Genomic DNA, 20,798 nt, shown 5'->3' on the forward strand with positions numbered 1-20,798 from the left:
ACGTTTTTAAAAATGACAAAGACTAAATATTGAATATTTAGTCTCTTATAAATTGTCTTATTTTTTAAAGTTCTTTTGCCCTAAAAATTGTTTGATAAGGACTTCAGGCAAGCGCCAAGTGCATCCATATTGGCTGGTGGAGGAACTACAACAGCGACAACACAAGGATCAATATTTTCCTTAGCTACCATTACAATTTTTTTTGAGTTCATTTCTACTTTTTGAATAGTCTTCTTTGCAATTAAAACCTTTTCTTTCTGTTTGGGTGATTCGATTTTCAGACGTGGTTCTTCTGATTTAGCAAATGACAAAGCTGATGTGGCCACTAAAGCGGCAATAATAATTTTTCTCATAATACATTGTTTTTTTGTAAAACAAATATAGTATAAAATGTCAAATACAAGTGAATAATATAAATATTTGCACCTAAGATTGCTTAATAAACAATTAAAGCTTACTTTTTATGCTTTTTAAATCTAATTACACAACCTTTCTATAAAAAGAAATCAACCCAAATACACCTGTGTATTTGGGTTGATTCAAAATATAATTTAGTTGATATGAATGCTATTTTTTCTTTTTTTCAGGAGCCTGATTTTTCTCAATTGGGTTATCATTTGAATTGAAGAAATCTTTTGCAATTTTTTCTTGCTTTTTCATCATTTCACCAATAGTAACATCAGATCCCGGCATTTTCATATTTCCCATTTCCGGTGTAACTTTCTGACGAAACTCAGCCATAGGATCTTGTTTATAGGCAGCATATGCTTTATCAAATTTCTCCTTTGTTGTAGGACTTACAGTTTGGGAAACTCCGTATTTTGCATTTATTTTTTCGGAATAAGACACTTCATCATAATTTTCTATCTTTTTATTTCCGCTTAACTTCCAAGAATAATTTTTTTCAGTATCTTCTATTTTTACAATCAGGCCGGGCAGACCATAGAATTTATATGGTCCATCTTGAAAAGGAATATCTGTAGTAAACCAAGCTGTCCACTTTCTTCCTCCAAAATCTGTAGTTGCTTTTTGAGTATTGTATTCTCCAATTTTTTCTTTTTCAGGTAAAATATTCCAATTAAATTTTACATCATCATCATAACCGAATAGGTTCATGCTTACTCTGTCAATGTATTGTTCCTTCATATCAGGATAGGTTTTCACAATCTTATAAGAGAACTTCGGCATTTTAATAAGTTTAGACATGTCCTTCCAAGCTTTTACTTTTTCCATCTCTTCGACAGCTAATTTGATAATTGAATCTTGGGCAGGAATTGTATAGTCCTGATAGATAGATTTTTTAGATGTAATATCTAAAATAGCGATTACATTATCCAGTTTTGCAGAATCTTTTTTCGGCTTAAAAGTAAGCTCATAAAAGAATCGGTTGGCTGTTTCTTTTATATCTTTAGAACCCTGTGCACTTACAGAAACAAAAAGAGCAATAAAGACTATAGAAAATAGTTTTTTCATTTTTTATAATGTTTCCTAATTAGTTGGTATTTGTGGAGATATGTTACAGTTTTTTTTCAAATTCATCCATAAGAAAAATATATCCTCCTGATAAAAAGACAATTACACGTATTATTTTTTCAATTTATGATGATATTAAAGTTATTTCTTTTTGTAAAATTCTTATCTTTAAATTACTTAAAAAACAAAATTAATATGGACACTTTATCTCAATTACAATCTGAGCTGGAAAGCGAATACCAGACCACTAAAAAATTTATTGATCGCTTTCCGGAAGGAAAAAATGAGTATGCTCCCCACGAAAAAAGCATGAAACTAATGCCTCTTGCCACTCATGTGGTAGAAATTTTTGGCTGGCCGCAAACCATCCTGACTACTTCTGAACTGGATTTTGCAAAAGGAGCTTATCAGCCTACTGTTCTTTCCACAAAAGAAGAACTGCTTAAAAAACTGGAGGAGAATTATGAATCTGGCTTACAGGCTTTACAAAATGCACAGGAAGATGATCTAAATCCAAGTTGGACGATCAAAAATGATGGACAAGAGCTTGCCAGCTGGAGCAAATACGGCGCAATTCGACACGGTTTGAACCAGATTACCCACCATCGTGCCCAAATGGGTGTTTATTACCGTTTAAATGACATTCCGCTTCCCGGAAGCTATGGTCCTTCTGCAGACCAGCAGAGTTTCTAATCTAAAGAAGAAAACCAATCTCGGTGAGATTGGTTTTCTTCTTTTATTTAAAGTTGAATTTTACAGTAAACATTACCTGACTTGGTCTGAGCTGTATTCTGGAGTAGGTGTCTGTAAATCCATCTACAGTATACGTCTCAAATAACTTTCTGTTGGCTATATTCATCCATTTCACTTCAAAATCAATTTTCTTTTTAGCCCATGTAAACTGGTAGGATACATCGAAGAAAGGATTTTTATAAGTGGAAGTAGCATTTGAAGTATTTACCTGATCCCAATAAAATCCAAGGGTATGGTTTTCAGCTGGGTATACAAATAGATTTAAATTGTGATTATATCCATTTGTTAGAATATCTGATCCTGAAATATTATTTCTTTTATTCCACGAGTAGGTAGCATTATAGTCTATACTCATCCAACTGAAGTAAGTGTTATTAAATTTCACTCCTACACTTTGGTCAACCGTATTATTTTCGAATCCTATACTATTTCTCTTTTGGAATGATTCGCTTTCTGTATTTTTATAATTTACGGAAGCGTTGGTTTTAAATTTAGGAAAATATTTTCCTACTTCTGCACTATAAGTATTGGATGTAGTTGTATTGTCATTTACCTCATAGATGATAGTAGAAGCTCCCGTCCCTACGTTCAGACTGTTCGCTGTAAGGTTTCTTTTTGCGTAACTGTAGTTATATCTTACGTTAAAAAAGATGTTATTCAATGGGTTTCTGTATTCGATTCCTGTTCCTGCAGATTTAGAATTAATTTCATTAATTGGGTTAAGAGGAGACATAGAGCTCAGACTTCCCGGGTTTGAAAGAATATTTCCCGCATACATATCGCTGATATCTCCAAAATTATTGCTGATGCTTCCTCTAAGACTTGCTTTCCAGAATGAAGCAAAAGAATACTGGGCGAAAGCACTAGGTTCAAATGTTACTTTATTTAATGATTTTGAAACGTTTCTTTCGTCATCTTTAGCCGAAATATTATTGAAGTTCACTGGCAATTGCGCAAACAACATCCATGATTCCGTTTTTAAATTAACACCTACAGCAGCATATGGTGTTGTATTGGTATATTTTATATTATTGGAATAGCTGTTTCCATATCCTATTGTTCCGTTATTGCCAAGACCCAACAATTCTGAATTCATTTTATTGCTAGAAAAATTAAGACCTACTTCAGGAGTGAATGTCCATGCTTTTTGGGTAAAACTTATATTGGCAGAATGATTGGCCTGAAACGTTTTCATATTGAAGTTCTGGCGTATGGTATTGGCATCCAGAAAATCAAAAAACTTAAACTGTTTTGTTATACTATCATAAGAAACAGGAATCTTTACATAGGATGCCGGTGTAATATCCAGACTTTGATGATCATCCTGATAGTTGATATAGGATTTAATATTGATCATCTTCTCTTTCCATGGAAGAATTGTACTTAATGAGTTCTGGAAAGAAGTGGTGGGTGAATTTACCGATTCATTTCCCTGTCTTGTTCCAAATGGATCTGTAATATCCGTTAATCCTCTATCTGAATTCCAGAACTGAGAAAAAGAGGTTGTATTTTTAAAAAATCCTTTTTTAGCATTTTTTGTAAAAATTAATTCTCCTTTGGCTTTATCCGTATAAAAATTATTGCGGATATTTGACTGATAGTGGGTACCTCGCTGATAGTCATTACTTTCGGTATACGACTCTCTTTCAACGGCATTATTAGTATAATTGGCATTGGCTTTCAGTTCCCATTCTTTCTTTTTATCAATATTGGTCAGGTAATTGGCTGATAAATAATGTACATTGTTCATTAAATACCTTTTTACAGGAAGATTCGGCGTGCTTGCATTTTCCACATTCAGCCAGTCGTTTTGGGATGCATTGATTCTTTTTCCTTCCCATCCGCTTCCGAAAGCCAATATATTTCCTTCATTTTCTACCTGCTCACCCATATTGTTGGTTTTGTAATTCACCACCCACTGGCTTTTCTGTCCGAAAAACATAGGGGTCAGTTTTACATTCCAAAGCCATGGATCTCCAAAACCAGTTCCTACTTCCCCTCTTCCTGTCATGGTAACCGCATTTTTAAGCTTAATGTTGATGGCTGCCTGATCGGAAGGTATTTTATTCTGAAGGATTTTTACCGGCTGGTGATTTTCCAGTACTTCAATTTTCTGAACGGCATCTTTTGGAAGTGAGTTACTGATCGTTCCATAGCCCCCTTCCATTAAATCTTTTCCGTTAACATAGAATTTATTGATCGCAGTTCCCTGATAAAGAATAGTCCCGTCTGTATTGACTTCAATCCCGGGAATTTTCTTCATAACGTCGGCAAGACTTCGGTCATTTTTACTATCAAAGGCTTTCAGATCGTATGAAATGGTATCTCCTCTGGCGGTAATCATTCTGGTTTTCAGTTGTACTTCCTTTATTTCTGTAGCTTCCGACTGCATTTTAAAACTTAATGTTTGATCACTGTTGCTGATCTGCTTTATTAAGTTTTTTTGGTTGAAGGCCTTCACTTTTAGATCTACATTAGATTCGGCGGAGGTAAAAGTCACTTTATACTCTCCTTTAGAGTTTGTGATTCCGTAGGCAAGGATTGCGTCTTTGCCGGGCTCCTCTACGGTAACACTTGCACTCGGAATGGGCTCTCCGTCATCATCAGTGATTTTCCCTGAAACTGTTTTCTGTGCGAATGTCAGCACAGTAAAAAAAAGCATCAGAAATAAGGAAATATATTTTTTCATAATTTTTATTTGCCTAATTAGTTAATGGTTACTGGTTTTTGTTACACTTTTATAAAGATGTATTTTATCATGAAAGGTTAAATCACCTTTATAACTACAAACATAGTGATGTTTTTCTAAAATCCTTTCTTTATTGAATTATTTATAGCATTTCTGACAAAATTTATGTATCTTCAAATATGATTAACCGGAGCATTTTCTATCTATTAATGGATTAGCCCATTTTTTACCGTATCCAAAATTGATGAGTAACGATCATTGAAATAAGACACTACAGTATATTTTAATTCAGAATTTTAATAATTATCTGGGTATAAAAGACCACATATTTAATTTCGATAGTATCTTTTTTTCCAGTCAATTTGTTTTTTTAATTATTAATTATTATCTGTATTATTTATTAATTCTGCAACTGATAATTTGAGAGTTACAACAAATAAAGATTTAAAAATTTTTAATTAGTCTAAATAGGAAAAAGTGATTTGAATCATAGATTAAAAAAAACTTAATTTAAACATTATACATATTTATTTAATAATTTTGTAATATAAAATTTTTAAGAATGGGAGTTATTCTAAAACCTATAGATGTAGTAGATGACATCACCAAAGAAGAATTCTTTGAAAAATATTTGAGACCAAGAAAACCTGTTGTCATCAAAAATATGGCTAGAAAATGGCCGGCTTACCAAAAATGGACGATGGAATATGTGAAGGAGGTGGTAGGAGATGTTATTGTACCTCTCTATGATAGTGCTAAAGCTGACCCTGCGGCTCCTATTAATACTCCTACAACCGAAATGAAATTCGGAGATTATATTGATCTGATCCAAAGAGAACCTACCGATTTAAGGATCTTTTTCTTTGACCCTATAAAACATGCTAATAAATTGCTCGATGATTATATTGCTCCAAAAGAGCTTATGGGCGGGTTTTTAGACAAGTATCCTTCGATGTTTTTCGGAGGAAAAGGATCGGTTACTTTCCTTCATTTTGATATAGATCTGGCGCATATTTTCCATACTCATTTTAACGGACGTAAACATGTTTTGCTTTTTGAATACAAGTGGAAAGACAGGTTATATAAGCTACCTTATACAACGTATGCTTTAGAGGATTATAATATTGAAAACCCTGATTTCAAAAACTATCCTGCTTTGGATGGTGTGGAAGGGATTGAATGTTTCCTGGAGCATGGAGACACGCTGTTTATGCCAACCGGATGGTGGCACTGGATGAAGTACCTGGATGGCAGTTTCTCAATTTCGTTAAGAGCGTGGGACAAATCATGGAAGGTAAAAGCCAACTCAATCTGGAATCTTACGGTTCAGAGAAACTTTGATAATTTCATGAAAGGACGCTTCAAAAAAAGATACATGGACTGGAAGGAAAAGAAATCAATTGAAAGAGCTAATTATGCCTTGAAAAGAGGTTTACCTAAATAAATAAAAAAGACGTTTCATGCGAAACGTCTTTTTTTCTTTATAAAATCCGGTAGACAGGATACTGCCTGAACGCTTTCTCTTCAAAATAAGGCGAATGTTTATACACCCAATCCAGCTGCGCTTCTCCATCTTCTGCAAATTTCTTATCCGTGGATTTTTTAGCTTCTAATGCATCTTTCAATTTCTTATCCTTTTTTAATAATTCTGCGGCGGTGTCTTCAAAAATATATGCGGAATAATATTCTTTCTGGGCTAGAATCCCATCAAAAAAATTCCAGTTGAAAAAGGAGTCTAACGCCTCAGGTTCAAGTGTTTCTATGATGTATTTTACGCCTGACTGATTGGTACTGACTAAGTAATCTCCTGCTGACAACAAAACATTTTTATTTGATTTTTCGACAGCGGTGGAATTATGAATATAATGTCCTTCGTAAGGGGAAGCAGAAGTTTTAAAATCTTTAATGGTGTAAGACTCTACTGTTGCTGTGCTGTCTTTTTTAATGGACCTCATCTGAATGTTATTTCTTTTAAATTCCTCAATAACCCGGTATTGTGATTGTGGAATGATATAATACCTCGGAATGGTAATGTATCCGGTAGGGACCGCAGTAGTAAACAGCTTTATTTTTTTGGTAAAAGGCTGATTCCGGTCATAGTACAGCCTCGGTTTTCCTGAGACCTCACTCGGCTTGTATTTCCCTTCATACCCTTTAAAGTCCATTGTGGAAAATTGCGTAGAATCTATTTTCCATCGGATTCCGTATTGTTTTCCCGCCTGATATTGTTTTAGATTTTCAACTCGTAGCTCTTTGATCTTTTTGTAATCTTTATCTAAGTTCTGAAGGTTGACCAACATGTATTTATAGGTAGCATCCACTCTTTTGTCATACGGCTTCAGCATGTGGGTCTCTGGAACTGTTCCCAAAGAATTAAATAATGTGGTATAGCCGGTAGAATATCTTGGGGAATCTTCAAATGCTGCAAAACCGATTTCGGGAATATCTCCATGAATATTGACGTACGGCGTACTTTCATATCCTAATTTCTTAAGATCATCAAGATTTTTTGCCTGATAATCTTTGTAGAAATAGTTTCCCAACACGTTGCCTAAACGCTCTTTAAAGGTTGAAATATAGGTAAAAGTATACTGATAATCTGCACCATTGCTGACATGGTTATCAATAAAAACATCCGGTTTCAGCCATTGGTAGATTTCCTGAAAACTTCTGGCATTTTTAGTATCAGCCTTAATAAAGTCTCTGTTTAAGTCATAATTCCTTGCATTTCCTCTAAAACCGTACTGTTCCGGCCCGTTTTGGTTCGCTCTGGAATAAGATCCCCTGTTCAGCATTCCGCTGACATTATAGGCTGAAATGGCCGCCATAATAAAGTTCTGAGGTACTTTTATTTTTTTCAAAGCTAAATCTCTCATCAGCATCATAGTGGCATCAATTCCGTCGGGTTCACCAGGATGAATTCCGTTGTTGACCAATAAAATGGCTTTCTCTTTTCTCAGCTTTTCAAGATCTTTCTCGGCAAAAGGATTATAAATCACCACATAAATGGGTTTCCCATTATCATCTTCTCCTTTTTTGAGGTATTGAATGGTTGTAAAATTCTTTGCCAGGTTTTCATAATAGGCATTCATTTCTTCATAGGTAACGGTTTGATTACCATTTCCTTTTTCAAACGGAGCCTGAAAAGCGTTCTGAGCAAAAAATAAGGATGAACTTAGTAAGAAAAACAAATATTTCAGTTTCATTGACGTATAATTTTCAAGGGATAAAAGTACTGATATTGTAGTATAATTCTTTGACGACGAACGAATTTTAAATGCTAAAAGATCTGCCTGATCTGCAAAATCTCCGAGAGAAACATATACTCATGCGAATTGAGCAGATTGGGCAGATAAAAATGCTACACAAAAATCTGCTTAATCTCCATTATCTGCGAGAGAAAATAAAATCATCGCAGCTTAATTCCCTAATTTCTTCCTCTTTCGTGCGGATATAAAGAAGGTAACGGATCGCTTTGCCAGAATTCTTTGGTATCGACATCCATAATCGACAAAGAGCCTGTATACGCCGCCCCTGTATCCATATTCCAAATATTGGCCTTATTAAGAGGATACCCGATTCCTAAATCTATAGTCGGTGTATGCCCAATAAAAATTTCATTGTACAATAACAGCCTTTTAGGATATAATTCTGAATTCCGCTTCAGTCTTTTATCCATTGAAACAGCAGTTTCCCAAAGCGTTCTGTCCCATCGGTAGTTGCTGGAATAAACTTCTTTTTCGGGACCGTGCATAGAGGAATATCCGGCATGAATAAACAGCCGGTTTTGGGGATCTACATAATAGTTTTTCATCTGCTGAAAAAATTCTAAATGTCTGTCAAGATCTTCTAAAGAATACCCTTCATAGCTTTCAACGGTTTTTCGTCCTCCATGAAAAAGCCAAACTTCCGGACTCATTCCCAACGAAATCCAGTCTTCGCACCAGGCATCATGATTTCCTTTAATGAAAATACATTCCTGTTTTTCGGAGAGTTCTATTAAAAAATTGATGATATGAGAAGATTCGCTCCAGCCGTCGACATAGTCTCCGAGAAAGATCAATTGGTCATCAGCAGTAACCGCTGCTCTCTCCAATACCTGTTTCAGCGCTTTAAATCCGCCGTGAATATCTCCTATTACGAATGTTCTTTTCATTATTCCTTTGAAATATATTTTGCATCTACAAAATCTGTGAGCCAGACTTCGTTATCGGAAACGTAGAAATGAATTCCATTTTCAAACATTTCTCCTGTTTTAATGGTCAAAATTATTGGTTTTCCATGACGCATACCAACTTTAGTGGCTGTTTCTTTATCGGCACTTAAATGAACATGCTGACGGCTTCTTTTTTCAATTCCTTTTTCAACAATGGAATCAAGATTACTTTGAGCGGTTCCGTGATAGAGAAATTCCGGTGGCTGTTGTGGAATCAAAGCCAGATTAATATCGATAGAATGTCCCTGACTGGCTCTGATCATGGTTTTATCTTCATTAAAAGCAAAACGCTTTTTATTGTTGGTCTGCACAATTTCATCCAATTCTTCGAAGGTAAATCCTACGGAATGCCCGGTTGATTTTGTAATCAGTTCATCAACATTTGCCCAGCCATTTTCATCCAGCTGTAAATGGATAAGGTCGGGATGATGCCTAAGCACGTAACTCAGGAATTTGCTTATTTTTTTATTTTCTATTTCGTTCATGATTTTAGTTTTAATTTTTTCACGACATTTTGTATTTTAAAATAATCTTGCTTTATATTTTCAAAAGTTTCTCTATCTTCTTTATTTAGTCTTGCCAAAAGAGCTTTTTGTTGAAAATAATATTCCTCAAAATTACCATTATCATCATCCATCCTTTTTTCTAATTCCAATTGTTTTTTAATTTCATCTTCAGTAAAATTATATGAAAGAAGTTTCATTGTGATATATAAATTCCAATCAGAATCATCTTTAATACTATTCTCAATTTGCGCCTGAATATCCCGCACTTTCTTAGCATTTTCTTGTGAAGTTTCACAACTATTTAGTTTTCTCCACAGCAAATCATAAATAATTCCTTCTCCAAATTCTCCACTATCTAAAAAAATATTTGGTTTATATTTTTCAAGGTCATCAAGAAATTGCTGATTTTTGTTTCCATGAAAAAAAAGATTCCGTAGATACATCCCATAACCAAAATGAAATCCGAAATTTTCTCCAAAATGTTCAAGTCTTGCAGCACAGGATTTATTTTTGAAACTTTTTATATCTTCCTCATCCAAATCTTCATGAATCAAATAGTTTACAGCTTCCTCAACTGAGTTTATTTTGAATGTTTTTTCTGTTTTTTTCTTCAAATATTTTGTTTCTTCATCAATTTCAGCTTTTATTTTTTCGATATTTTCTTCTGATGATAATTCATCTTTTTCTCTTTTAAAATAATTGTAAGGAATAATTTCTCTTGTATTTTTGTCAAGAAATATTCTAAGCCTCCATTCAAAAAAACGCTGCTCACCGTCTAAAAGTGCTATCGTCCTTTCATTTTCAATATTCTGAAGATCTTTGCCAAAAATATTTTCAATTTTAATTTTATCAATTAATGCATGATTAAGCGTATTGGTCTTTACTTCCGAAAGCCCTCCGAACTCTGATGAGTCATCGTCTGGATGAGAATCTCTGTATGCAGTAAACAGGTTCATATCACATTCCACCCTTGCTGTTATTAAAGTATCTTCTGTATACTTCATTGAAGTTTCAGCATATTTTTCAATATCCTCTTTTTTTAGAGTAAAAGGTAGTTCATTAGATGGTAACGATATAAAATTATTTTCAGCAAGAAACTCCAAATCTTTTAATCCAAGCAAGACGTAAAATGTAACTATTTCCTTCATTTCAGCTTCTCATTTAATTTATCACACAAATTTTCAATATCTTCTTTTCTTACCAGTTCTGAAACCCAGTCTTCGGGAATATTTTCAAACCCGTAATAGATTCCTGTTATTCCTCCTGTGATAGCTCCGGTGGTATCGGTGTCTTCGCCCAGGTTTACGGCTTTCAGTACTGCTTCGGAATAACTTTCTGAGTTGAGAAAGCACCATAATGAGGCTTCTAAACTGTGAAGGACATAACCGCTGCTTTTTATATCATTTTCAGGATAATTTGAAATGTCATTTTTTAAAATTCTTTCAAAAAGTTCAATTTCTTTAGAATTGAAACCTTGAATTCCTCCATATTCCAAAACTACTTTCTGCATATAGTTATAAGCTTCTCTCCTTTCTTTTCCTTGTAATAATTGAACAGTAAAGACCACGTAGATAAAGCATGCAAAAACAGAACGGAAATGTCCATGGGTAATTGATGACACTTCTTTTACCGTTTGATATAGTTTTTCAATATTTTTTTCATCTTTAAGGTAGAAAGCTAAGGGAATAATTCTCATCAGAGAACCATTCCCATTATCTTCTTCAAATATATTTCCTGAGAATCTAGCACTTTCTCCTTTAATTAACCTGGCTATGGAATGTTTTGTCGTTCTGCCGATGTCAAAAAGTTTTCCGTGAGCAGTCCAATGTCCATATTTATTCCATTTTACAAATTTTTGCCCAATCTTTTCTAAATCATATCCTTTTGTCAATGCATCAGCAAGGCAAAGGGTTAAAGAACTATCGTCGCTCCAAGTTCCTTTTGGCTGGTTCCAAGACATATATTCTAAATATCCCGTAACAGGAGCTTTTTTTAAATTTTCTCTCTTTTTAAATTCCACCGGAACTCCCAGAGCATCACCAATACATACTCCAAAAATTCCTGCTTTCACTGAATTTTCCATCAGGCAACATTAACAAGTTTATCAAACAATAACTGCATTCCTTTCGTTGCGGTTTCTTTCATAACCACAGCTCTCTGACCGTATCCGAAACCGGTTTCATTAGGATTAATGACAATCAAAAGGCAGTCATCTTTTATATCATGAATCAATCCGGCAGCAGGATATACCTGCAGTGAAGTTCCAATAACCAGTAAAATATCTGCTTCTTTTACTTCTTCGCTTGCTGTTTTAAACAAGGGTACATCTTCTCCGAACCACACAATAAATGGTCTCAGCTGAGCTCCATCTTCTGCTTTGTCTCCGATATTGATATCATCTTTCTGATCATAGGTCAGGTTTTTATTATTGCATGAACACGATTTGAACAATTCTCCGTGGATGTGAAGAATATTTGCTGATCCGGCTCTCTCGTGGAGATCATCTATATTTTGAGTAATAATCTGTACGTCAAAATATTGTTCTAAGTCTGCGATCAATCTGTGGGCATCGTTAGGCTCTACTTCATGTAACTGACGCCTTCTCTGGTTGTAAAATTCCAGAACGAGCGCTCTGTCTTTCCTCCATCCTTCCGGACTTGCTACGTCTGTTACATTATGATTTTCCCAAAGCCCGTCTCCGTCTCTGAAGGTTTTTATTCCGCTTTCGGCGCTGATTCCGGCACCGCTTAATATGGTTAGTTTTTTCATCGGTTTAATATTTCAGAATTTTTACCATAAATGATTTTGATAATTGAATTTTCATATTGATTATGTTGCTCTTCATTAAAAGGATAGATATCTAGTAAAGGCAATACTTCCTTATTATTAAACAGATATAACGTATTTTCTTTAAAGCAATACTTCTCTTTAAAAGCTTCAACAAATTCGTTTATTTCAAATTCGTTATTATTATTTCCTTTGTAATATATATCAAAAATTTGTTCCCATTGATTTTCTCTTGGTAATCTGAGTATTTCAAAGTCAAACTTATTTAGATCAAATTTCAATTTTCTTTTTGTTTCATAAATGAGCTTATAGTCTAGCTTGAAATTGGATGGAAATATTTCATAGAATTTTACATCTTCATTTTGAAAATGATTATAAAAAGCCTCCTTTATAAATTCTTCAGTTTTATGTCCAAAGTATATTCCCGTAATTGCTGATGGATGAAATTTTTTAAATCCATAATCATTAAAAATTAATCTTAACTCATCTTCATGTTTCCAATTTGACTTTTTTACAGCATACATCTTTCTAATTAAGCTCTCTTGATTTTTTATATCTCCAATGTCTATTGTTGGAATAACATCCTCGTAATTAATCTCTAATTTATATTCAAAATCTGAGTTTTGACTTTTGTTAACTAATTTATCCAAATCATATTCAATACAATAACCTAAATAAGAACTTGCATAATATGCCCATAGTTGTTCATTTAAAAAATCTTTACTTAAGCAATAAATACCCGTCTTTTCTTTAGAATTTAAAACAGTTTTAAGTTGCTTTTCAAAATTTGATGAATCATTATTTGGAAACATTTTGTTTAAAATCTTAAGTAAGGGTGATATTTGTTCACTAAAATAAATATCAAATGGATCATTAAGTGTTGTATAATTAGGAGAATAAAAAGTATTGTTAGCTAGTGTTTTAAAATCTCTTTTAAAAATATCCTCTTCAATTGATCTATATTTGTATGCTTTCATAAGATTATTTTGGATCTTTATACTAATTTACAATCTCCTCAAATGGTTTTATCATTTCTTCTTTCTTCGTCAAAACTGCAAAAACCACTCTTTTAAATTTATTTTTATACTTTCCGTGAAGGTATTTCTTGAATAGTTCTGCAATTTCTTTCGGATCATTTTTAAAAACGCCACATCCCCAAGCTCCTAAAATCAATGTTTTATTTCCTTGATGTACAGCTAAAGCTAGCATTTTATCCATTCTCATATCCATTGCTCCGAAAATTTCATTCGCTCTTTCTGGTTCCTGTCGCTTTACAACACCTGCATTTACAGCGGGAGAAGTGATAAAATTACACAAAACGGGTTTCGGCAATAATTCTCCTTTATCTTTTCTAAACACCGGAACCTTTGGGCTGTAAATCATCATATCTGTATAAAAACAGGATTTTATGCCCCGATGTGTTGTATAAAAACTTTCTGCTTCCAATTGGGAAGCATATAAAGCGGATGTTCTTGCCAGACTCTCTTCCTGTGCTTCAGCTCCGCTCATAAATCCACCACCCGGATTTTTAGCAGAGGCAAAATTCAAACACATCATTTTGTTCTCATCTTCTTCCTGAGCCAATTGTAAGATAGCTTTTAAAGAACTACAGTTCCAGATTTCAATTTCAGTTGTAAAATCTAATGCTTCAGGTATGTTTTGCGTTAATATGAAAAGCTCTTCAGCGCTGAATAAAACAGTATTCTTTTTGCAGGCTTCAATCTCCTTCTGCAATTCTACCTTCTCTTTCTTACTATTTATATAATATTTTTTAGCTAAGATTTCTAATGTATCTTTCGCCATTCCTCTATTGGTCATGATTAATTTCTAATGTTTATTATAAGGCTTTCGATTTCTTTGCTTGCCGACTTTTTAAAGTCATTTCCAACAAACACTCTAATCACCTCTATATTTCTAATAATAGCATGATTAAATGTTTCCAATTCTTCCGAAGGAACCCACAATTCATTATGGTTTCCTGCTCCGACGTTCTGAACCTCATATTTGTTAATTTCTGTTTCCTGCACTTCAAAACGGGTTACAAAACCAAGATAATTTCCTGCTTCATCTCTTGTGTTCCATTTTTCTGCAATTTCTGAAGCATACTCTTCATTCAGTACAGGATAAAAAATAGGCTGCCAATTTAATCGGGGTGGAAATTTTTTATATCCGTTTTCAATAATTAAGAGCATTTCTTTTTCTCCTACGGGTCTGTACAATACTTTTGTTTTCATCATTTATAAAGTGTTTTTAATATTCATTTTATTCAAAATCATATATGGATACCTTGATCCTATTTTTTAATAATGACCGTGTAATGATCTTTTCAATTTCTTCCCATTTTCCCCCTGCTAATCCACAACCTATTCTCGGCATATGTACGGAAGCATTTAATTTTTGAGCTTCTTCAGCAAGTTTTTCAAGACATTTTTCTACGGCCTCATATCTGATTGGTGCTACTCCGTTAGATTCTGTTTTGATTTTATGCTGTCCAATCATATTAGCAATCCAGAGATCAGATTCAACATCTACCAACTGTATTTCTCCTAGCTTAAATACTTCCTGGCTTTTAAACCATGCTCTGTATTCTTCTTCCGGGCGCTTCCATTTTTTAGAGATTGCCATTACAAAACCTTTTCCCCAACCTCCAATATCATTACAAATATGGGCAATGATTTTATTTCCTTCTCCCTCCTTTTATATATTGTATCGCTTCCATGTTATGTTATCTAATCACCAAAACCGCTTCCTCATCAGACAGTCTGATTTCCGCTGTAGTTCCACTGTTGAACTGCAAAAAATCCTGCTCAATTCCGTCACTAAATATAAAACCATTATTTGGCATCAGAGATTCTATGATCAGTTTATTTCCTTTCTTTATAGCACCACCGCAAATTTCAGTTTGTGTTCTTTTACTTTTAAAAGGTTCTCTTACGGCAAAGTATAAATCTTCTTCTTTCAGCTTCGGATAACTCAGTCTTTGAGAACCCAGAATACCATATGCCATATTAAAAATTGAGCTCAGCCAGCCTGTGCTTCCTGTTTTTGTGGAGACAATAATACCGCTTGAAGAGTGTGTTTCTTCTTTTCCATTCAGTATGATCTTATATCTAGCCGAACTGTGAGAAGAAATGCCGATGAACAGATCGTTTACGGCCAGTAATTTTTGTCCGTCATTTAAAACTGCTTCCGCGAATCTCATTCTTTTCAAACTAAAACTTTCGTTAATAATGGAATTCACTCCATTCATAAAATTTCCAGGCGTAAAAGGAAGCAATACTCCGTCATACCTTTCTTCATCAGGATTAATGGCCACTATGGGAATGTTGTTGGAATATTTCGCTACATTGGCTACCAATCCGTCCTGTCCGATGACGATAATGATATTCTTTTCAGAGAAAATATAGGAGGGTACAAATTCTCTTTCTACCACTTTATTTTTAATGGTTTTGGAAAGTTTTGTCTGAACCTCCAGAAATGCCTGATACAACTTCTCATGTTCATCCACATATTCCTGAAAATCTCCTCCTGAACTTTCAATATAAAACCTGGCCTGTCCTTTGGTATTGAATCTTTCAATCAATGCTTCCAGTCTTGTTTTATTTTTAATGATGATGGCGTATTCTGGTTTCATTCTGTTTTTTTTGTAAAATGTACACTGTAAAAAGTATTTATGAGGGAGGAGATGTTAGACGCTAGATTTCAGACTCCAGATCTCAGACCATACATTTATTTTACTTATTTTTTTAAAAGGTTTTCGAGGAGATCGGGGCTTATGTTTAAGTTTCCGATTTTACCTGCATTTTCGGCCAGTTCTCTGAAGGCAAGAGCGATATTGGATCTTGCATCCTGATTTCCGTTCAGAGCAGTCAGTACCCGCCAGTCCATTTGTTTATAGGGCTGTAAGGAGGTTTCCAGTATATATCCTCTGGTTTCCGCTTCTTTTCTGTCATTTTCCGTTCTTTGTTCGATCAGCTGTTTCTTCTGATTTTCCACAGAAATATCGGCTGCAATTTTCATTTCCCTTAAAATTCTGTTGTTTTCCTCTTGCTGCACCTCCGTTTCCATCCTTTTTTCTTCAATTTGCTTTTGTTTTTCCTCAACGGCAATTTCAGTATTCAATTCAGATTCTTTGATCTTTCTTTCCTGTTCTACGGCAAAATTTCTTCTTTCATAGATGGCTTCATCAGCCTGCTGCTGTAACTTTTCGCGGGTTTCTGTTTCCAGGGCTCTTGCCATTTCCGGATTGGTTTGAACCGCCAGAATTGTAACGCCCATGATTTCAATTCCCATAATCTGTACGGTTTCAGAAGACTTCAGCCCTGCGAGAATATTTCCTTCAATTTTCTTTGCAGAACGGATCGCCTCTTTTAAGCTGATCTCATGAATAAATGAAGAAGTAGAAGTCTGGGCAAGATTGATAATCCTCTGGTTCAGTTTCTCAATCTCATTCTTTTTATACACTCCGGATTCATCTACCGTAAAGTCCAGCGTATTGGAAAGTGCTTTCGGATCTGTGATCTTATAGCTTATCTGTCCCTGTATTTTTACCGTCTGGTAATCCAGCGTATTCTCATTAAAAATAAACGGCAGGTCATTACTTCCCATGGGAATGGCTGCAATAGATGAGTTGGGAGCAAAATAGAAGAATGATAATCCTCTTCCTTCTTTTACGATTTTTCCATTTTTAAAATGAAGTACATACGTCATTGAATCAAATTTGATGTGTCGGAAACCAAACATAGCTTTAGGTTTTAAAAATTAATATTTGTGTTATATATACGCTAATTGAAAAAGGCATAACAATACTCTTCCTTTCACGGCTTACTTTCTATTAGAATACATAATATCTGTTCGCAAGACATATTTTATTCCGTTGATCAAGATCTTTCCTTCATGTCTTAACGGATGATAAAAAATTAGCGCAGATCCTTTTTTAGGAGCTACTGTGAACAGGTTTTCAAATTCGGTTTCCCCTCCTTCAAAATCATCATTCAAATAGATTAAAAAAGTATAAAAACTTTTTTCATTTTCATTTCTGATGTAACTTCCGTCTCTGTGCATTTTGAACCGTTGGCCCTGAGCATATTTATAAATTCTAACCATTTCATTAAAATCCTGCAATGTATATCCGTCATGCATTGGAGGAAGAAATTGAGATGCTTTTTCAAAAAGAGTCTCTGCTAAGTTTTTATCAAAGATCATGAGTCTGTCATTATTCCGGACTCCTTTATTCATCAGTTGCTGCCCCTGTAAATTGATCTTAGCCTCTTCAAAAACTTTATTTTCAGTCATTGCAATGTATTCCTCACATTCTGCTTTCGTTAAAAAGTCTTCGATCAGGAATATTTGTGGATGTAATTCTGTTTTTTCCATGATGTTTATTTTGTGGGTCTATTACTTTTTTAATTGTTCTCTTGCTTCCATCAAAGCAAATCCAAGTAAATTCGTTCCTTTCCATTCTTTAGGATCCATTAAATGCTTACTGGTCCCTATTCCCCAAATAGCATCAAAAGGGCTCGCTTCAACAATAACTTTATCTTCTGTTGATACAAGAAATTTTGCAAGTTCAGCGTTTTGAGAAAACTTATGGATATTACCTTCAACAACAGGATTAGGATCAGATAAAATATTTCTCAGCTGTTCCTCATCTCTAAATAATTCAGCTTTTTTAGCCATCATCCAATGTTCTGCAGATTCATAAGTAACATCATTCACAACAAATGAAGATAACCACCATTGGCTGAAACACGTTTTCGTAATCGCTCCATCTTTTGAAGGCTGATGTCCCCAAAAGAAGATGAATTCGTTTTCCTGATTCTCTTCTATTAATGTATTTAAACTAAATTTCATCATTGTGTTATTTTTACACAAATTTAAAAGAATATCATTTATCCAACCAAATTAATTTGTGTTAATTTTACACTAAACAATGTAACTATTTGATTTACAGCAATTAAAATTTAATTATAGCAAAAAAAAAACGAACCAAAGTCCGTTTCTATGAATTAAAGTGAATGTCTGGTTGTTAGAAAAACTGATCCTCAATAATTAGATCAACTTTTATTTAATTTCAAAATAAAAACCCTGTTCTTCGAGTTCCGCATATTTTTCCTGGTTAAAGGTGAATAATTTTCCGGGTCTGCCGCTTCCTTCTTTTTTAACGTTATTGGTTTCGTTAAGGAGCCCATAGCTCATAATTTTCTTTCGAAAGTTTCTACGGTCAATTTCTTTTCCGATAATGGTTTTATAAAGATTTTCAAGGTCTGAAAAAGGAAATTCTTCATCGAGAAGATTGAAGCCGATAGGCTGGTACTGAAGTTTTGTACGAAGTCTTTTTAAGGCGATATCTATGATCGTCTGGTGGTCAAAAGCAAGTGATGGGAGTGTATTAATACTGAACCATTGGGCGTCGTCAGCATCCGAATCGGCAAACAGTTCATGATAGGAAGGGTTAACAAGGCCCAAATAAGCCACAGAAACCACTCTATTCCGGGGATCCCGCCCTACATTACCAAATGTATAGAGTTGTTCTAAAAAATCAGGCTTTATGCCTGCCTCTTCATGAAGTTCCCTTTTTACGGCATCATCAAGGTTCTCGTCATCCAAAACCAGCCCTCCGGGAAGTGCCCAGCCGCCTTTGAAGGGCTCAATGTTTCTTTTGATCAAAAGGATCTGAAGATCTTTCTTATCAAAGTATCCGAAAATAACTGCATCTACTGCAACTTTTATATCCTGTAATTTTTTTGGAGACTTCATTATATTAATTTGCGTTATGAATACACAAAAATACAATTTAGAATGATCAATATCAACAGAAAAATAAAAAAACTTTGTTTTATAATTTTCATTAAATTTATAAACATCTTAAAACTAAACAATTATGAAAAATTTATTCTTGGCTGCCTCAACAGCTTTTCTTTTTATTGCTTGCGACAAAGCAAAATTGGATGTGAAAACAGGAAAAGAAGCAGATTCCTTAACAAGTAAAGAATGGAAACCTGTAGATTCTGCCACAGCAAACAAAGCCTGGATGGATTATGCAACTCCGGGTGAAATGCAAAAAATGCTTGCAAAATCTGACGGATCATGGAACGGAGAAAATACAACGTGGATGGAAAGCAGCGGAAAACCAATGACAACCACTTCAGAAGCCAGCAATAAAATGATTTTTGGCGGCCGTTATCAAATGGGTGAACATAAAGGAAATTTCATGGGAATTCCTTTCGAGGGAATAAGTATTGTGGGTTATGATAACGCAAAAAAGAAGTTTGTAAGCTTCTGGATTGATAATATGGGAACCGGAATCATGAATATGGAAGGCGAATGGAGTTCTTCTAAGAAATCAATTGAATTTAAAGGAAAAATGACAGATCCTGCAAGACCCGGAGAAGACTGTAATATAAGAGAAGTTTTCACCATCGTAGACGACAATCATCATGTTATGGAAATGTACGGCCCCGACCCTAAAACCGGAAAAGAATATAAAACAATGGAAATAAAATATACCCGTAAAAAATAACAAAACCCGCTTCGATTGAGGCGGTTTTTTTGTACATTCAAAATTCTTAAAAAGATTTAAATGAATAAATTTCTTTTGGTTGTAATCGTATTATTAGCAGGTTGTAAAGAGAGAAAAACTTTTGCGGATGATATTGTTTTGGTTTATCCGAAAGAAATTAAAATGGAAATTCAAGAATTCAATAGCGACTCCATTGACTTTGGAAGTAATGTTCTATATAAAGGATTTTTTAACGATTCCATTCAAATAAAATATTTTAAAGATATAGATTGGATTCCTCCTCCACCACAAATCGGTGAAAAAGAACAATTAGATTATAATATAGAAAAATCAATACTTCCCTATTTTCACGAAAACCCTTTTCAGGGTATTTCTTCTGAAAATGTAATGAAAACAGATGATTTAAATTCTAAAAAAATTGAAATTATTGTTAAAGAAAATGACACTATTCCACTTTATAAATTGAGAAATGACAAAATAATATGTTTTAAATCCTATCCAATTTTCATTAAAAATATTGATTCAAAACCTTTAAAAATCGATATTAATTCCTTTATTTATTTTAGTCCATTTGTAAAAACAAAATCTAAAAAATGGCAAAATATTAAAAATACAAGATATGTTGTGTTTGGCTGCATTCCTCCAAAGAGACCAACCTACATCATTCTAAGACCAAAAGAATTTGTAATTTTATCTTTACCTTATCTGAATGGAAAAGAACAAAGAGAATTCAAAATAAAACTTGACAGCGCAACTTCTAAAATTTACAAATCATCAATAAGTGAAGAAATTATAACTAATCAAAGGCATGAATTCTTTGAATAAAAAAATCCGCAGAAAATTTCTGCGGAT

General features: G+C 34.0%; 22 protein-coding genes. 4 read left to right on the forward strand and 18 right to left on the reverse strand.

What is annotated here, in order from left to right:
• Window positions 1-80: 80 nt before the first annotated feature.
• Together SB679_RS07120 and SB679_RS07125 are read right to left on the reverse strand one after the other, a co-directional pair.
• A complete protein-coding gene (locus SB679_RS07120) occupies window positions 81-353 on the reverse strand; it encodes a hypothetical protein (RefSeq protein ID WP_410701573.1) in 273 nt (90 codons plus the stop codon).
• Window positions 354-567: 214 nt separating this feature from the next.
• Window positions 568-1,473 carry a GLPGLI family protein gene (locus tag SB679_RS07125; RefSeq protein ID WP_410701574.1) on the reverse strand — a complete coding sequence of 302 codons (906 nt, stop codon included), beginning with the start codon at window positions 1,471-1,473 and terminating at the stop codon, window positions 568-570.
• 195 nt (window positions 1,474-1,668) lie between these two features.
• On the opposite strand from SB679_RS07125, the gene SB679_RS07130 reads away from it, so the two are divergent.
• Window positions 1,669-2,166, forward strand: coding sequence for a DinB family protein (locus SB679_RS07130; protein ID WP_410701575.1), 498 nt, complete (start codon window positions 1,669-1,671; stop codon window positions 2,164-2,166).
• Between the two features lie 43 nt (window positions 2,167-2,209).
• Here SB679_RS07130 and SB679_RS07135 read toward each other — a convergent pair whose 3' ends face one another.
• A complete protein-coding gene (locus SB679_RS07135; protein WP_410701576.1) occupies window positions 2,210-4,915 on the reverse strand; it encodes a hypothetical protein in 2,706 nt (901 codons plus the stop codon).
• Window positions 4,916-5,477: 562 nt separating this feature from the next.
• On the opposite strand from SB679_RS07135, the gene SB679_RS07140 reads away from it, so the two are divergent.
• Window positions 5,478-6,359, forward strand: coding sequence for a cupin-like domain-containing protein (locus tag SB679_RS07140; protein WP_410701577.1), 882 nt, complete (start codon window positions 5,478-5,480; stop codon window positions 6,357-6,359).
• A 37-nt stretch (window positions 6,360-6,396) separates the two neighbouring features.
• On the opposite strand, the gene SB679_RS07145 is transcribed toward SB679_RS07140, so the two are convergent.
• From SB679_RS07145 to SB679_RS07215, 15 genes are all read right to left on the reverse strand, one after another.
• On the reverse strand, window positions 6,397-8,121 hold the full coding sequence (locus tag SB679_RS07145) for a hypothetical protein (protein ID WP_410701578.1): 1,725 nt from the start codon (window positions 8,119-8,121) through the stop codon (window positions 6,397-6,399).
• Between the two features lie 221 nt (window positions 8,122-8,342).
• On the reverse strand, window positions 8,343-9,071 hold the full coding sequence (locus SB679_RS07150; protein ID WP_410701579.1) for a metallophosphoesterase family protein: 729 nt from the start codon (window positions 9,069-9,071) through the stop codon (window positions 8,343-8,345).
• Window positions 9,071-9,616, reverse strand: coding sequence for an RNA 2'-phosphotransferase (locus SB679_RS07155; RefSeq protein WP_410701580.1), 546 nt, complete (start codon window positions 9,614-9,616; stop codon window positions 9,071-9,073). Before SB679_RS07155 ends, SB679_RS07150 begins: the two co-directional genes overlap by 1 nt.
• The gene (locus SB679_RS07160; RefSeq protein ID WP_410701581.1) at window positions 9,613-10,785 is read right to left on the reverse strand and encodes a hypothetical protein; all 1,173 of its coding nucleotides are present in this window, start codon (window positions 10,783-10,785) and stop codon (window positions 9,613-9,615) included. Before SB679_RS07160 ends, SB679_RS07155 begins: the two co-directional genes overlap by 4 nt.
• Entirely contained in the window at window positions 10,782-11,720 is a 939-nt protein-coding gene (locus SB679_RS07165; RefSeq protein WP_410701582.1) for an ADP-ribosylglycohydrolase family protein, read from the reverse strand. The genes SB679_RS07160 and SB679_RS07165 overlap by 4 nt, the downstream gene beginning before the upstream one ends.
• Window positions 11,720-12,406, reverse strand: coding sequence for a Sir2 family NAD-dependent protein deacetylase (locus SB679_RS07170; RefSeq protein WP_410701583.1), 687 nt, complete (start codon window positions 12,404-12,406; stop codon window positions 11,720-11,722). The genes SB679_RS07165 and SB679_RS07170 overlap by 1 nt, the downstream gene beginning before the upstream one ends.
• Window positions 12,403-13,401, reverse strand: a complete 999-nt coding sequence (locus SB679_RS07175; protein ID WP_410701584.1) for a DUF2971 domain-containing protein — start codon at window positions 13,399-13,401, stop codon at window positions 12,403-12,405. The genes SB679_RS07170 and SB679_RS07175 overlap by 4 nt, the downstream gene beginning before the upstream one ends.
• Before the next feature lie 22 nt (window positions 13,402-13,423).
• Window positions 13,424-14,242, reverse strand: a complete 819-nt coding sequence (locus SB679_RS07180; protein ID WP_410701585.1) for a TIGR02452 family protein — start codon at window positions 14,240-14,242, stop codon at window positions 13,424-13,426.
• Between the two features lie 2 nt (window positions 14,243-14,244).
• Complete coding sequence (locus SB679_RS07185; protein ID WP_410701586.1) at window positions 14,245-14,661, reverse strand: ADP-ribosylation/crystallin J1; 417 nt, start codon at window positions 14,659-14,661, stop codon at window positions 14,245-14,247.
• A 25-nt stretch (window positions 14,662-14,686) separates the two neighbouring features.
• Window positions 14,687-15,100 (reverse strand): macro domain-containing protein, encoded by a 414-nt coding sequence (locus SB679_RS07190; RefSeq protein WP_410701695.1) that lies wholly within the window; start codon window positions 15,098-15,100, stop codon window positions 14,687-14,689.
• 49 nt (window positions 15,101-15,149) lie between these two features.
• A complete protein-coding gene (locus SB679_RS07195) occupies window positions 15,150-16,058 on the reverse strand; it encodes a sugar kinase (RefSeq protein WP_410701587.1) in 909 nt (302 codons plus the stop codon).
• A 104-nt stretch (window positions 16,059-16,162) separates the two neighbouring features.
• A complete protein-coding gene (locus SB679_RS07200) occupies window positions 16,163-17,134 on the reverse strand; it encodes an SPFH domain-containing protein (protein WP_410701588.1) in 972 nt (323 codons plus the stop codon).
• Window positions 17,135-17,248: 114 nt separating this feature from the next.
• Complete coding sequence (locus SB679_RS07205) at window positions 17,249-17,800, reverse strand: 2OG-Fe(II) oxygenase (RefSeq protein WP_410701589.1); 552 nt, start codon at window positions 17,798-17,800, stop codon at window positions 17,249-17,251.
• A 21-nt stretch (window positions 17,801-17,821) separates the two neighbouring features.
• A complete protein-coding gene (locus SB679_RS07210; RefSeq protein ID WP_410701696.1) occupies window positions 17,822-18,277 on the reverse strand; it encodes an NADAR family protein in 456 nt (151 codons plus the stop codon).
• A gap of 210 nt (window positions 18,278-18,487) precedes the next feature.
• On the reverse strand, window positions 18,488-19,183 hold the full coding sequence (locus SB679_RS07215) for an NrtR DNA-binding winged helix domain-containing protein (RefSeq protein WP_410701590.1): 696 nt from the start codon (window positions 19,181-19,183) through the stop codon (window positions 18,488-18,490).
• Window positions 19,184-19,307: 124 nt separating this feature from the next.
• Between SB679_RS07215 and SB679_RS07220 the strand changes: the two genes are divergently transcribed.
• Both SB679_RS07220 and SB679_RS07225 read left to right on the forward strand, forming a co-directional pair.
• On the forward strand, window positions 19,308-19,946 hold the full coding sequence (locus SB679_RS07220; RefSeq protein WP_410701591.1) for a DUF1579 domain-containing protein: 639 nt from the start codon (window positions 19,308-19,310) through the stop codon (window positions 19,944-19,946).
• A 60-nt stretch (window positions 19,947-20,006) separates the two neighbouring features.
• Window positions 20,007-20,771, forward strand: coding sequence for a hypothetical protein (locus SB679_RS07225; RefSeq protein WP_410701592.1), 765 nt, complete (start codon window positions 20,007-20,009; stop codon window positions 20,769-20,771).
• Window positions 20,772-20,798 lie beyond the last annotated feature (27 nt).

The organism is Chryseobacterium sp. SIMBA_029, assembly GCF_046535275.1.
GTDB lineage: Bacteria > Bacteroidota > Bacteroidia > Flavobacteriales > Weeksellaceae > Chryseobacterium.